At 60.6% G+C, this 13,761-nt stretch carries 14 protein-coding genes and 2 pseudogenes; 8 read left to right on the plus strand and 8 right to left on the minus strand.

Annotation, left to right across the window (positions count from 1 at the left end; genetic code table 11):
• From QCE48_RS31145 to QCE48_RS31155, 3 genes and pseudogenes are all read right to left on the minus strand, one after another.
• A pseudogene (locus tag QCE48_RS31145) lies at positions 1–2,105 on the minus strand (CheR family methyltransferase); the annotation flags it as partial.
• A 109-nt stretch (positions 2,106–2,214) separates the two neighbouring features.
• Complete coding sequence (locus QCE48_RS31150) at positions 2,215–2,691, minus strand: hypothetical protein (protein WP_309794440.1); 477 nt, start codon at positions 2,689–2,691, stop codon at positions 2,215–2,217.
• Entirely contained in the window at positions 2,684–3,109 is a 426-nt protein-coding gene (locus QCE48_RS31155; protein WP_309794442.1) for a chemotaxis protein CheB, read from the minus strand. The genes QCE48_RS31150 and QCE48_RS31155 overlap by 8 nt, the downstream gene beginning before the upstream one ends.
• 213 nt (positions 3,110–3,322) lie before the next feature.
• Here QCE48_RS31155 and QCE48_RS31160 point away from each other — a divergent pair, with 213 nt between their 5' ends.
• The 3 genes from QCE48_RS31160 to QCE48_RS31170 all read left to right on the plus strand — a co-directional run bounded on the left by QCE48_RS31160 (position 3,323) and on the right by QCE48_RS31170 (position 5,978).
• Positions 3,323–3,904, plus strand: coding sequence for a permease (locus QCE48_RS31160; RefSeq protein ID WP_309788690.1), 582 nt, complete (start codon positions 3,323–3,325; stop codon positions 3,902–3,904).
• A gap of 765 nt (positions 3,905–4,669) precedes the next feature.
• The gene (locus QCE48_RS31165; RefSeq protein WP_309788689.1) at positions 4,670–4,990 is read left to right on the plus strand and encodes a DUF190 domain-containing protein; all 321 of its coding nucleotides are present in this window, start codon (positions 4,670–4,672) and stop codon (positions 4,988–4,990) included.
• 655 nt (positions 4,991–5,645) lie between these two features.
• Positions 5,646–5,978 (plus strand): DUF6723 family protein, encoded by a 333-nt coding sequence (locus tag QCE48_RS31170; RefSeq protein ID WP_309788688.1) that lies wholly within the window; start codon positions 5,646–5,648, stop codon positions 5,976–5,978.
• A gap of 502 nt (positions 5,979–6,480) precedes the next feature.
• Here the strand turns inward: QCE48_RS31170 and QCE48_RS31175 are convergent.
• Positions 6,481–7,508, minus strand: a pseudogene (locus QCE48_RS31175) (IS30 family transposase).
• Between the two features lie 101 nt (positions 7,509–7,609).
• Here QCE48_RS31175 and QCE48_RS31180 point away from each other — a divergent pair.
• Both QCE48_RS31180 and QCE48_RS31185 read left to right on the plus strand, forming a co-directional pair.
• Positions 7,610–9,109, plus strand: a complete 1,500-nt coding sequence (locus QCE48_RS31180) for a methyl-accepting chemotaxis protein (RefSeq protein ID WP_409014741.1) — start codon at positions 7,610–7,612, stop codon at positions 9,107–9,109.
• A gap of 299 nt (positions 9,110–9,408) precedes the next feature.
• Positions 9,409–9,855: a response regulator gene (locus QCE48_RS31185; RefSeq protein WP_309788687.1), complete on the plus strand. Its 447-nt coding sequence runs from the start codon at positions 9,409–9,411 to the stop codon at positions 9,853–9,855.
• Positions 9,856–10,182: 327 nt separating this feature from the next.
• Here the strand turns inward: QCE48_RS31185 and QCE48_RS31190 are convergent, their stop codons facing one another.
• Positions 10,183–10,899, minus strand: coding sequence for a hypothetical protein (locus QCE48_RS31190; protein ID WP_309788686.1), 717 nt, complete (start codon positions 10,897–10,899; stop codon positions 10,183–10,185).
• Between the two features lie 128 nt (positions 10,900–11,027).
• On the opposite strand from QCE48_RS31190, the gene QCE48_RS31195 reads away from it, so the two are divergent.
• Positions 11,028–11,276, plus strand: coding sequence for a DUF378 domain-containing protein (locus QCE48_RS31195; protein WP_309788685.1), 249 nt, complete (start codon positions 11,028–11,030; stop codon positions 11,274–11,276).
• 320 nt (positions 11,277–11,596) lie between these two features.
• On the opposite strand, the gene QCE48_RS31200 is transcribed toward QCE48_RS31195, so the two are convergent.
• The 3 genes from QCE48_RS31200 to QCE48_RS31210 all read right to left on the minus strand — a co-directional run bounded on the left by QCE48_RS31200 (position 11,597) and on the right by QCE48_RS31210 (position 12,707).
• Positions 11,597–11,797 (minus strand): MARCKS-like protein, encoded by a 201-nt coding sequence (locus QCE48_RS31200; protein WP_309788684.1) that lies wholly within the window; start codon positions 11,795–11,797, stop codon positions 11,597–11,599.
• A complete protein-coding gene (locus QCE48_RS31205; protein ID WP_309788683.1) occupies positions 11,794–12,138 on the minus strand; it encodes a hypothetical protein in 345 nt (114 codons plus the stop codon). The genes QCE48_RS31200 and QCE48_RS31205 overlap by 4 nt, the downstream gene beginning before the upstream one ends.
• Before the next feature lie 143 nt (positions 12,139–12,281).
• On the minus strand, positions 12,282–12,707 hold the full coding sequence (locus QCE48_RS31210; RefSeq protein WP_309788682.1) for a CBS domain-containing protein: 426 nt from the start codon (positions 12,705–12,707) through the stop codon (positions 12,282–12,284).
• Positions 12,708–13,048: 341 nt separating this feature from the next.
• On the opposite strand from QCE48_RS31210, the gene QCE48_RS31215 reads away from it, so the two are divergent.
• Both QCE48_RS31215 and QCE48_RS31220 read left to right on the plus strand, forming a co-directional pair.
• Positions 13,049–13,522, plus strand: a complete 474-nt coding sequence (locus tag QCE48_RS31215) for a hypothetical protein (protein ID WP_309788681.1) — start codon at positions 13,049–13,051, stop codon at positions 13,520–13,522.
• Entirely contained in the window at positions 13,483–13,665 is a 183-nt protein-coding gene (locus QCE48_RS31220; protein WP_309794444.1) for a helix-turn-helix domain-containing protein, read from the plus strand. Before QCE48_RS31215 ends, QCE48_RS31220 begins: the two co-directional genes overlap by 40 nt.
• Positions 13,666–13,761: the final 96 nt, after the last annotated feature.

Genomic DNA, 13,761 nt, shown 5'->3' on the forward strand with positions numbered 1-13,761 from the left:
CCCAGTCGCGTTCGATGTAAAGCGCTTGATCTTCATCGTCTTGTCGACGAACAAGGTAGCGATATCGCTCGCGCTGATGAAGTTCTGCAGATCGTCGTTCGCCTTGCTTGCATCCTCGATACGCGTCTGCAGCTCGGAGTTGACCGTGAAAAGCTCTTCGTTGATCGATTGAAGTTCTTCCTTGCTGCTTTCGAGCTCCTCGGTGGTCGACCGTAACTCCTCGTTTATCGCCTGCAGTTCTTCGTTGCCGGCCTTCATCTCTTCCAAGGTCGTTTCGTATTGTTCGACCGTTTCGTTGAGCTGCTGCTTGCTGCGCTGAAGCTCCTCATGTTGGTGGTCGGACTGCCCCCGCTATAGTGCAGAAAGCGTCCCGCGTTGTCCGAGATATGCACGATCGTCGACTCCCGATCGACGATGATGCTGGGCGGCGCATACTCTTCGAGCACGCGCTGGTGGAGTGCGCCCGGCGAGTGCTCGTGGCGCATCGGTTCGGGCCGCTGCGGCCCGGGCGCCGACGCAATGGGTTTGGGTTCGACGAGCCGCACGATGCGCGGGCGAACCGCAACGGGGACCGGCTTCGCGCGATAGATCCGGTTCTTCTTGTCGACCACGGCGAACAGGTCGTCTGCCGCATCCGCGGACTCCGATGTGCCGAGGAACAGATAACCGTCTGGACACAGCGCGAAGTGGAACATCTCCAGCACCTGCCGCTGCACGATGCGATCCAGGTAAATCAGGAGATTGCGGCACGAGACAAGGTCCAGATGGGAAAACGGCGGGTCGCGCAGGACGTTGTGAACCGCAAACAGCACTTTTTCCCGCAAGGTCTTCGCGATCACATACCGTTCGCCTTGTCTGGTCAGAAATTTATCGAGGAATTCCGTCGGCACGTCTGTCGCAATCGAATCCGGGTAGCTGCCGGCGCGCGCGCGGCCAAGCGCTCGCTCATCGATGTCGGTAGCGAAGACCAGAATCGGCGTGGGCGAGTGATGTCGTTTAGCATGCTCTTCGAGCAACATGGCGATCGAGTACGCTTCTTCGCCTGAGGAGACACCGGCCGTCCACACTCGCACGGCCTGCGCGTCCGGTTTTCCCGCGAAGATCTCCGGTACGACTTCGCTTTGCAGCCGCTCGAACGCTTCGCGATCGCGGAAAAAGTTGGTGACGCCGATCAGCATATCGCTCAGCAGCGCGGATGTTTCGGAGGGTTGCCCGCGCAGCAAGTCGCGGTACTGACTGAGATTGGGTACGGCGTTGACTTGCAGCCGCCGTTCGACGCGTCGCAGTACGGTCGCGCGCTTGTAGTGGCGGAAGTCGTGCCCCGTGCGTGCGCGCAGAATCGACAGAATCTCCTGCAGACATTGCTCGGCGTGGCGCGCGTCCTGTTCCGGGTCTTGCGGCTCGGATGCTTTCGGTGGATTCGCCGAACCCTGTGAATCCGGCGCGGCGATTTCGGGGATGGAAATTGTCCGCGCGTTGCTCCACAGGTCGAGCAGTTTCTGCGGCATCTCGGTGACGGGCAGGACCAGATCGACCTGGCCGGTATCGATCGCGCTCTGCGGCATTTGCGCATACTCAGCGTCTGCCGGCAGTTGTGCGAGCGTGATGCCGCCTTGTTCCTTGACGCGGCTCAGGCCGACCGCTCCATCGCTGCCGCTGCCCGATAACACGAGACACATGGCATGCGGACCGTGTGCATCGGCGAGGCTGCGAAAAAAGCGGTCGATGGTCACCGGACTGCCGGGGCTGCGCTTCGCATCGCTGACCCGTAAATAGCCGTCGGCCATCCCAAGGCTCTTCCCCGGTGCGATGACATAGACGTGGTTTCTTTCGATTGGGGTCGGCTGTACGACCTGCAGAACCGGCATGCCGGTCACACGGCTGAGAACGGCATCCGCGCTGCTCACGTGATCGGGCGAGAGGTGGAGGACGACAACAAATGCCATGCCCATGTCGGTGGGCGCGTTCTCGAAGAACTGCAACAGGGCGCGGACTCCGCCGGCCGATGCCCCGATCCCCACGACGGGAAACGGCAGGCCGCTGACCGGACGAATGGTGCTATCGGTCGCCGGGAATTCGGGTTGCTCCGGGATGGCGTCGCTCATTGTCGTTCTCCTCGCGCGGCGCGCTCCGGGATCGCCGCTCGACGCAGCCTGAAGCACGCGAGCGTGCCGGGACGATCATACGCCCACGCGTCCCAGCGATGGTTTGTTTTCAAGGCTCGGATGGTTCGACGGCGTCCTGCTGAAGGAATCGGCGCAACGAATCTTCAAGTGCGGCAAATCTGGCGTGCCGTTCGAGTTCCTCCGCGGCCTCGTGGCGTTCGTTGCGGCGTTGCGCGACATGCGCGCGTTCCAGCGCGAAAGCGGCGCGCTCCTGCAACCGGCGCACCGAGATCCACAGCGCTTCTTCGACGCTTCGCTCCTGCGCCGCGTTGAGTGACGCGTTCGAGAACGCGTGGCCCGTGTGACATCGATAACGCAATGGCTCGACCTCTCCGACGCGCCAAATCACGCCGCCGCAATCCGGACACGTCAGGGTGCTCCGTTCGCCGAGCGCGTCCAGATCCTCGGGCGACGATTTACCGGTGAGCGCAATGCGTGTTTCCAGCTCGATGGGTGTTTTATCCATGACGATCCGTCGTTCATGAGAAGGCTTTTGGTTCACCGCGTCCGCGATGGCGTCACCCAACCGGTCGACTGGGGCGATGACGTCCGCCGTCGTGGCGCGCAGCGCCTCGACGGCATCGAGGGCGCGACGCAGTCCGACGGGTCTGGACCGCGACCCATCCGCCGCATGCCTCAATCGCAGCGATGCCGGCTGCGCCCTCGTCGAGATCGCCGGTCAGCACGATACCGATGACACGTTCGCCAAACTCGACCGCTAAGGCGAAAAAGCGGGTCGACGGCGGGACGCGTGAAGTGTTGCGCACCCTTTGACGTATCTGAGACGTGAAAGCACATAGACAAAACAATCCCACCTCGAAGCCCGGAGAGTCGCGTCGTACGAAAGTGCGTGATTTCGGACGGCGCCACAGAAGCGCAGGCTCGTCGGAGAGGCGCGGTGCCTCGAACAAAGCGTCCGAATGCAGGCCGATGGGCGAGAGCATCTTGCTTTCGCGGCGTTTCTGCGCTGCGTCGGTCGTACGTCGATAGCGGACCCTCGGCACTTGCGTTGCTTTTCAATCGTGCGCCGCGCAAGCAGCGCGCCAAGGCGACCATGCCACCTCCTATGTAGCAAAGGGCTGTTTGCCTGCGCGTCCCGGATCAGCAGACGGCGATCCGGTGGGGCGGCTGGGTGTACGCGAGGGCGCTATTTGGCGATGGCGACGTCTTCCGAACGGATTGACATCGGTGGCGTCGGCGGGACGGTCTCGATGCTCTGGCAGATGTCCTGGGGCCTGAGCATCGGTTTCCTGCTATCCGCGATCCTGGAAAACGGCGTCTCGCGGCACGCAATGTCGAAGATGCTGCCCGATGCATCGCCGCGCTCCGTCCTGCACGCGACGCTGCTCGGCGCGGTTCGTGGTCGTGTTCGTACGCCGCCGTCGCGATGGCGCGCGCCGCGATCCGCAAGGGGCGCAAATTTCGCGGGCTCGATGATATTCGAGTTCGCCGCGACTAACCTCGTGGTCGACCTCGCGATCGTAATGGCTTGGCTGATCAGCTGGCCGTTCGCGGCGGCCGCAGCGCTTTGTGGCGTTGTCATGATCGCCGTCCTGACGATGCTGCTCCGCTGGCTGATGCCGCGCTCGCTCGAGCAGGCAGCGATCGAACAGGCGAAGCGCGGAATCGCGGGACGAATGGAAGGCCATGCCGATATGCCGATGGCTGAATCGGAAGGAAACTGTCGCTCGCGGCTTTTCGCGCAGGGTCTGGGTCGCGATCAGCCACAGTTTACGTGATGATCTGGACGATGCTGTGGCCCTGGCGGGGTGCCAGACGGTGTCTGACAACAGTTCTTCCTCGCGGGACATCCGTTGCTGTCCTCCCTATGAGGCGCGTTCGCCGGACCGCTCATCGCGTTAGCGTCGGTCACCTGCGCAGTCGGCAAAATTCCGCTCGCCGACGTGCTGTGGCGCGGCGAAATCAGCTTCGGTGGAGTCGCGTCGTTCATCTTCTATCATCCTGCCGATCCTCAACTTATACCGGAAGTACTACGGCGCGCGCATAACCGGCTTTATGACGTTGTGCTTCTATGGCGCGATGGTCATCGCGGCGCTCGTCGTCGATAGGGTGTTCGGGTCGCCGGCTCGGTCCCGAGCTCCGCGCCAGTCAGGGGCACAATGTCCACCGCGACGAATTACACGAGCGTCCTCCGCGTCGTCTTCCGGCTCGTGTTCGTCGCACTCGTGGTCATAACGCTCGGGATGCCCTGACGTGACGCGAATGAATGAGAGATGTCGGCTATCAGCACGCACGGCGGCATGTGCACCGCATGCAGTCCCGTCGGAAACCGGTGACCGATGGATCAACGCGGCGTTGTAGCCCGCATGCGCGTGCCAGCGGGAACTTCGCTTGCTGAGCCTCAGGGTCCGGTCGCCACTCTTCGTACCTGACGGTCGGCTCGCCAACGACATCGATTATCGTCTTGTCGCGGTGTGCGTTGGCACGAGCTTTAATCGCGGCTGTACGCGGAATAAAACTGAGATCGCTACGCGGAGGACGTCATGAACGGGTATCAGTTGACATTTTACACCGACCGTCAGAAGAAACACGGAACCGCGACGATCTTCGAGTGGCTACTTCATAAGGTGAAGGAGATGGGGATAAGCGGGGTGACCGTCGTGAATGTAGCCGAGGGGTTCGGTCGGGAAGGGACGCACCATACTGCGCACCTTCTTGGCTTGGCTGACCAGCCCGTGCAAATCGTAATGGTGGTCTCGGAAGACGAAGCGCGACGAATCCTAAGCGCGGCCGTTCGCGAGGGGGTCGATGTTTTCTTTACCCAATGGCCGCTCAGCTTCGGGACGACGGGAAAGCCGTTTTAACAGAGCGCTCAAAGAGTGGTCTTCACTGCAGGTGCCTCTGGCGATGCCGTCCCACAAGCTTCCAATGCAACGCGGCCGCGCTTGAATTAAGGATCGCGGCGATTCGAATACATGCGACATGCCCGACCACCACTGATGGAGCCGCTCAAAACTAATAACAAGGATGTGACCTACGAGACGACAGGAGCGACTGGCGGTACTCCCCGGATGCGCGAATGAGCGAAGTGTGTGAAGAGTATCGGCTATGCAACGATAAAAACCTTCGATGTTTCCGTTTCATGACAAGCCTATAGGCGGACTACGGCGGTCTATGCTGTTCGTTTCAGCATGGGCTGGCGCGAAGTACTTCCCCTGTTCTCTCGATCCTGGCAGCACTCGCTTTATTTGCGTCTGGCCGCAAAAGTTGTGCTTGTCGCAGACAAGGACACACGCTGCAAGGGAAAATATGTTAGAGACCCGCGGCTCGGAGGACGATTCCATGTCATTGCGAAGATCGCCACGGATCGTGAAACCCAGGAGTGGCCTTTCGGCTCGTAATGTGCGGCTTTGCGCTGCCGTAAAGTCTGCGATTGCACCCGTGATCGTTAGCTAACGAGAGAAAGCGTACGTAATCACCGGGTTACGTGCGATCCGGTTGATATGCCGGAGGCTTATCATGGTGAATGTGCATCTCGAAGGAGGAAATGACTTGCTTACGTCAGGCAGGAAACCGAAGCTCGTACTTTATCCGACGCGTGCCGTCGCCCAAGCATCGGCAGGCACGACGGAAGATGACTTTGCCATCTACGCCTCATACCGCATCAATGCGAGCCGTTTGTATTTCGGCACGCTGAAGGTCGTTCGCAAGACCGACAGCCGGCTGCTATTTCCCTTCGACGGCGCGCCTGTCATTGGCCCGTATTCCACAAAGCATGAAGCAGTTAAGGCCGCGCAGGAGCGCGGCCGACTCATCGTGCTCGCCGATCTCGAAAACCCCGAAGGGCTCTAGGCCTGTGCTGCCCGCGACTCAAAGATCGCGCTTCAATTCGAATGACTCGGACGTCGTGCATTTCACTTGTGCTATCCCCGATCCGCTCATCATAGGTGTGAGTGTGCCCGTAGCAATATTGGGACCCGTTCCTACGGATAACTGCTCGTAAACGGGGCATCGATCGGGAACGCACGTCAGCGAAATTGTCGGTAAAGGAAAAGTCGACTCTACCAAGGACGACTACGCGAGCATGGATGCAGTACGTCTGACGAGACGGTCGCGGTCATCAGTAGCATGACATCAAGTCAGCCACGCACCGCCCGATGACGGCGGCTTAAGCGGCCGTCTTGGACACGGCCATCGCGGGCAACGTTTCCACCTGACCCCCTCGGCCTACGCCCAGCGAATGCCTCGGTTCGGCGAAACAAAAAATTGATGACCGAGTTAATTTTCTCCATTCAAGTGGTGGCGGTTGCTGCCGTTACCAAGGGCGGTTTCAAGTTGAAGCGCAACACCGGGGTTAATGTTTAGAGCTTTGAGGTTGACTTGCTGATGCGAGGGTTGCGGCGAAGACCTCGAATGGCGAATGGAAGTTGTGAGTTGCACGAGGTCGACTGTTCAGACTGTCGGCGATGGCGTCAAGTTCGTCCTGAGTGTAGACCGAAAGGTCTGTGCCTTTGGGCAGATACTGACGCAGCAGACCGTTGGTGTTTTCGCAAGTGCCGCGTTGCCAGGGGCTGTGCGGGTCACAAAAGTACACGTTCACGCCGGTTGCGGCAGCGAGCTCCTTGTGGCGCGACATTTCTTTGCCTTGGTCATAAGTGAAGCTCTGGCGCAGCGGCGCGACAATCGAATTCAGTTTCGCAGAGAAGCCCGCCAGCGCTGAAGCCGCCGTGGCGTCTTCCATCTTGGCAAGCAGCACCAGCCGGCTGGTGCGTTCAACCAGCACGCCAACGGAGGATTGGTTCCCAGCGCCTTTGATGAAGTCGCCTTCCCAGTGGCCAGGCAGCAGGCGGTCCTCGATTTCGGGCGGGCGTACGTGAATACTCACCATGTCGGGAATCTGCCCGCGTCGGTCTGTGCCGCGCGTGCGCGACATGCGGTTGTTGTGGCCGTGGCGCAGGCAGGCAATCAACTGGCGGCGCAATTCGCCACGCGGCTGAGCGTAGATAGCCGTGTAAATGGTTTCATGCGATACGTGCTGGGTGGGGTCAGTCGGATACATCCGCCTAAGTGTGCCCAAAATATCTGCTGGGGCGACCACTTCCAGTCCAGCAACGTGAGCACAATCCGCCAGCGAACGCCTTGCGTGCAAAGCTTGGCGGGGCCGCGATTAGCCCTACGGCGGGCGGCGCACAGCGCTTGAGCTGGCACTGATGCGTAGCGAGCAAGAGAGCTGTTGCGCGTCAGTTCACGGCTCACGGTGGAGGGCGAGCGCCCGAGCATTCGGGCCATGGCCCGAATGCTCACGTCCTGCAGTCGTAGGCTTGCGATGGCGAGGCGTTCTTCAGGTTGAAGGTGCTGGTATGAAGTAGTTTTGTCGGGCATTGCAACACCTTATACGAAATAAGTGTTGCACCTCACTTTTGAGGCCGCCAAGGTTAAAGCCGCGTATCGCGGCGGCCGCAACCATGCACTCGGAACCTGGAATGAAAGTCTCTACTCGGCTAATGCTGCTAGCCGTTACAGCGCTTATCGCGCTGCTCGCGGTAGGTGGATACAGCGTTTATAGCGTGCGACGCGCAATGCTCGATGACAAGCAGGCGCAGATCGTCAATCTGTTGGAGATGGCCGAGCACCTCGCGGAGTATTACCACACGCAGGAAGTCGCCGGTGCGATGACGACGGAGCAGGCGCAGGCAGCGACGAAAACCGCATTGAACCGAATGAACTATTCCGATCAAAGCTACTTTTGGGCGCGCCTTCCGGACGGAACCTCGCTCGTGCATCGGAAGCAAGAAAACATCGGCAAGGTCCTGCTCGGCAAGGCGCCCGATGGACGGCCGGACACGGAGCTTTATCGCGAGATGCTCGCCAAGGAGCACATTCCAGTGCTGATGGTGGTAACAACGCACCCATCTACCGGCGTAATGACAGGCAAGATGAACGGCATCGTCGAGTTCAAGCCTTGGGGCTGGTGGATCGGTACGGGATTTTTCACCGACGATATCAGTGCCACCTTCTTGCAGACGACGCTACAAACTGCGGGCTTGATAGGATTAGCTCTCGCGATCATTGCTGCATTGGCGTGGAAGACCATTCGTAGCGTGACAGGCGCCCTCGGCGGCGAACCCGCGTATGCAGCGCGCGTTGTTCGGGCGATCGCAGACGGCGATCTGAGTTCCCCAACGGTGCTCAAGAACGGTGATGATCGCAGCCTTCTCGCCGGAGTGGAACATATGCGTCGCGGTTTGGAAGAGATGGTGACCAAGATCCGTGCAAGCTCGGAATCCGTTTCGTCAGGTGCCGTTCAGATTTCGGCAGGCAATACCGATCTCTCCAGCCGCACGGAGCAGCAAGCGGCGTCGCTGCAAGAAACGGCAGCGAGCATGGAGGAACTGACCGCGACGGTTAAGCAGAATTCCGGTAACGCTCAGCAAGCGAGCGGACTGGCTGACAATGCGAATGCCGTCGCAAACGAGGGAAGCGCGATCGTCGGTCAGGTGGTCGAGACAATGACCCGCATCGAGGAGAGTTCAGCAAAAATCGCCGAGATCATCGGGATCATTGAGGACATTGCCTTCCAGACGAACATCCTCGCGCTTAACGCTGCCGTGGAAGCCGCTCGCGCTGGTGAGCAAGGCCGTGGCTTCGCCGTCGTTGCAAGTGAAGTGCGCGGACTTGCCCAGCGCTCGTCGGCCGCTGCGAAGGAAATCAAGGACCTCATCGAAACATCTGGCGGCCGCGTGCAGGACGGAACGGAACTGGTAGCACGGGCAGGTGAAACCATGCAGCGCGTCGGCACCGCTATCCAGCGCGTCACTGACATCATGGGCGAGATTGCTTCTGCTTCGGACGAGCAAAGCCGCGGCATCGAGCAAGTGAATCAAGCCATTTCGCAAATGGAGAGGTCACGCAGCAAAATGCGGCGCTCGTTGAGGAAGCAGCGGCAGCGGCCGGGTCGATGGAGGACCAAGCGAAGCAACTGACCGCAGTTGTCGCCGTGTTCCGCACTGGCCAAACGCTTTCCGTCGCGTCAACGAGCAACTATGCGCCGCAGAAGACGCGGACATCGACGCCCAGGAAAATGCCACCGGCGACGCGAGCGGCGAAGCCATCGCTTGCGCCCGCACAGCCGGTGCATGCGGCGGGCGATGGTGATTGGTCGACGTTCTAAGCGTGGAGGACGCTGTTGCCGCCGCTGATAAGCAGCCGAGTAGTCAGCGGAGCGCACTTCCGCAAGTTTTGCAGTAGTTCAATTAAAAAGGAACGAGAGAAGGGTTAACCGATGGGAAATGCCGATACGCGTTTGTTGGTAGTCGATGACTTGGCCACCATGCGCAGTTTGATTCGTAAAATGCTCAAGGCGATCGGTTATACGATCATCGAAGAAGCAGATGACGGCGTTGCGGCGCTTCAGAAGCTCAAAACAGAGCGGTTCGATCTGGTCATCACCGATTGGAATATGCCTAACATGGACGGGCTGTCCCTGCTGCAGGAGATCCGTAAGTCGGAGGATCACGCCGATCTTCGGGTACTGATGGTGACCGCTGAGAAAAGGCGCGAAAATGTGATTGCGGCGATTAGCGCCGGTGCTAACGGCTACATCGTGAAGCCTTTTTCAGAGGCTGCACTCGCCGACAAGCTGGCTCAGATTGCACCGCCCGCGAGAACCGCAGCGCCGATGGATCGCGGCTCGTCCGTGTTCGGCGCTATTTTCAACGCCACTAGTTAGTTCGGCTGTTTGGACAGCCTTCTGGGCCGCCCGCTTCTTTCCACGCCAGTATGCGAGTGCGCGACTCCGACCTTCGGTATCCCGGACGTCCATGATTCGCTTCTAAATCGACCTGCCGTCCTTCGACAAATACGCTCAACGCGCGGTTAGCGTCCCCACTATCATGCCGACGACCGCGACCATCGTGATTGCCTTCCACGATTTTCGTGCACGAAGTCGTCGGTCGTATCGGCGGCGGCGCGATATCTTTCGCGTCATCGCATATTGCGTCGGCAAGCTTGTGTTTCGGGCTCGAACGCCGGTCATTCGCCGACTGCATCGCAGCCTTCAACCATTGCCGTATCGCGTCATCAGCGGCGACGGTGGCTCGCTCGCTTCCGCGAGCACGAGCTTCGGCGCGTCTGACTCCCGCAGCGAAAGTTTAGCGCCCATTGCATCGATGACGTCGGCGGTCGCCGCAGTGGTGATCGACTGCAGTTCGTTCGCATACGAGATGAAAGCGAACGGCAATGCCGGTTGCGCTGGTGCTTCGCTTGCGCCGTTTGCCCTTAGTGGGCGCACATCCGCGAGCGCGGACTGCATTGTCTTCTTGTTCAGTTCGCCGAGGTGCCGAAAACCGACGCGACACTGAACGCGGCGTGCAGACCCGTCCCTAGGCTTGCACGGGCGACGAAGAATAATGGCTGCATCAGTACGGGATACGTACCGGTGGGCGCCGCGCTTCGCGCGCGACTCAGGGAAGGGAAGGGCGGTTGAGCGTTGCCATTCGATTCGTTCATGCGGAAGGCTTGTCGGTCCAGCAACACAGCATGACGCGACGGTCGCCGCCGACCCGAGGAATCCGAGGCATCCCTGGCGATTGCGCGAACGTGCGTTCACAAAGCGTCCCTCAAAAAAAAAGCCCCCGCAGTGACGAGTGCGCTGGTCCAACTGCCGCAATGCGGTGTTGCGAAAGGATGCCTTCCGGCATGCGCACATGCGACCGCAAAACGTATCGGCACGGCCGTTGCTGAACAGTACTGAAACAATCGCCTTCTCGCGCACCGTGTCGAACGCGCGACCGGCGGTCGATGGCGGGGCGATGGTCCCGCCACCGTGAGCGTTTCAGAAGCCACGGGCGCGGATATCGGCGCCGGCGAAACCTATCTCGTACGCAAATAAGGGAGCCAATCATGCCAACAGTTACATCGCAAGGTGCTGTCGTGCATCGCAATCCGCTTGACTGGATCGCGGGCGCGCTTGTCATCATCGGCGCATTGAACTGGGGTGTTGTTGGCCTCGCCCAGTTCGATCTCGTCGCGGCGATTGTCGGCGCGGGTTCGCCTGCATTGCGTATCGTATACGTGCTGGTGGGACTTGCCGGCGTCTACATGCTGATTCGCGCGTTCGTGCCGTCGCGCGGCCATCAGCTGGCCCATTGATGAGCTAAGTGCGTGGTGTCCCGCTGCTGAAGCACGACGGGACGCCGCGTCAAATCGTACGTGTTCGCTTACTGGCTGGCACCCGCGGGTGCGTCGCTGGCGGCGGCCGCTGGGAAGCTGGCGGAAGCGGGCGCGGATGATCCGGCAGTCTCGCTTGGCGCAGTGCGTCCGCAGCCGGTATTGCGGTTGCAGCCCGACGTAAAGCAGACGGCCGCCGTTAGTGCGGCACTTAACATTGCCGTCATTGTGATGGCGTGCTTCATGAATTCATCGAGTTGAATGGCGCTGCGTTCGATTGGCAGCGCTCATCTCAACTGATGTCAGTCGGGTGACTTCAGGCGGTCGCTTTCGCTCTGTGTGCCCGGCGGGGTTCCGGGTTTGGCGTCGGGCCCGGCGTCCGGCGCGCGATCGTCGTTGGGGCCGCGCGGCGCCGGTTCGTTCGGGTTCGCCGGGATGTTCTCAGTGTGCCCCGGCGCGGGCTGCCCTTCGATGTGCTGCGGCGGCGTTCGTTCGCTGGTCATGATTGGCTCGTCGATGCCTGCTGGTTGTTCGGCTTAGGATCGGGTTCCGCTTGCGTATCGGTGCCGCTCTTGCCGTTGCTGCGGTTGGCGATCTCGCCGGTTTCATCGAGCACGTCGTCGAGATCGTCGTCGGCGTCCTCGTGCGGAGCGCATAGCCATTGAGGATTGTGCGGCGGACGCGCTGTGTAATTTCGCGGTGTATGCAACGAGAAGAGTGTCATCGTGGGCGCTCGATTATTCGGGGGCAGTAAGACGAAGCAAGCGCCATACCGTTCAGGTGCATCGAGCGCATGCCTGACGGACGATCTCGATGCTGTTGCCTTGTCGCGATCGTCGAACACGGACGCACGTCGCTCCGGAGATGCGCGGCAAGCGTTTGCTCTCGCCGTTGGGCGCGTGCGCGGGACGCTCCGGGGCGGGGGCGGGCGCGTTGGGCATGACCGGCGGCGACGCCGCATAGTCGGATCGGGCATCGCGGCCTCTGTTATCGATCGGGCTGCGACGGCGACGACACTTCCGCTACGGTCGATGACATCTGCCCGTCCGCGCTTGTCGCCAGGTCGCCGAGCGCAATGACACCCACCAGGCGCTTTTCGCGATCGACCACGGGCAGGCGCCGGATCTGCTCCCGCGCCATTTTCTCCTGCACTTGGCTCACGTCGTCATCCTCGAAACACCATGTCACTGGCGCGCTTAACAAGGAGTCGACCCGCGTATCCACGCCCATTCCCGCCGATACGCCGCGCACGACGATGTCGCGGTCCGTCAGCATGCCGACCAGCTTCTGGCCATCGCAAACCGGCAGTGAGCCGACGTTAAGGTCGTCCATGATCTTGGCTGCTGCCTGTATGGTTTCCGATGGGGCGATAGTCACGGCATTTCGCGTCATGATTTCAGCTACCGAAGTCATCTGATCCTCCTCGATTGGGTTGGGATGTACGTGCTAGCATTGACCGTTCCGCGACGACAGCCGGCGATGTCCGGAACGGCGTCGCGGCCGCCCGAACAAGGTAGGACGGATGCTTTTGTGTCGCCAGATTCGAGTGTCCGGTGCGCGCGAAGACGCGACGCACCCCCGGCAGGTGGGGAACGGCCAGGCCTGACGGTCGATCATTGACTTGAATGTGCGCGTCGCTCCGGAGATCTTTTAGTTGTCGATGCCGGTAATCTTCACTGACGCCCGATCCGAGGCCAATGGCCTGCGATCCTTGCGCTCGATCCGAACCCGAAAGAGCATCGCAATTGGCCGGCGTGACTATCGATAACAAAGGCGATGTGATGTTTGCAGCACGCAACACGGCGCGTGCGAAGAGTTGCGTTCCGCTCGAAAAAAGCGGGAACGTTCCGACTTCCAGCAATCAATCGCGCCGACGGGCGCGGCCTGCAGCAGCGAGTTTGGTCACCATCGCAGGCGTGCATCGGAACAAGCTGCGAACACACCCTGAGTCGGCCAGATTGCAGGCTGTCCGGCGTGAGTTCACGCGCATGCTGTCGGCGGCGGTCGGGGTCAAACGGCACTTGGACCGCGCGCTGTTTCTCATCAAAAATGACCCGACTCCTGCTTTTCGCCAGGCCGATCTTGGTAATCAGACTCGCGCGGCAGAGCGCAAGATCCAGACTTTGCCGGATCATGACCCGGCGGCCTCAAATCTGAAGTGCAACACCATTTCGTATAAGGTGTTGCGATGCATGAAAGAACTCCGTACCAGCAACTTCAACCTCTAGAGCGCCTAACCATTGCAAGCCTGCATCTGCAGGGTTCGAGTATCCGGGCCATGGCCCGGATACTTCGGCGCTCGCCGGCAACCGTTAACCGTGAACTGAAGCGAAACAGCTCTCCCGCAGGCTACGCATCGGTACCGGCGTGAAGCGCTCCGCGCCTCACGCCGCGGCGCCGGGCGCCGTGCCACAAAGCTTTGCCTACAAGGCGTCTGCTGGCGTATCGTTCTCACCCTGCTCGAGTG

Origin of the sequence: Caballeronia sp. LZ024, from assembly GCF_031451455.1 — a bacterium.
Classification (GTDB): Bacteria; Pseudomonadota; Gammaproteobacteria; order Burkholderiales; family Burkholderiaceae; genus Caballeronia; species Caballeronia telluris.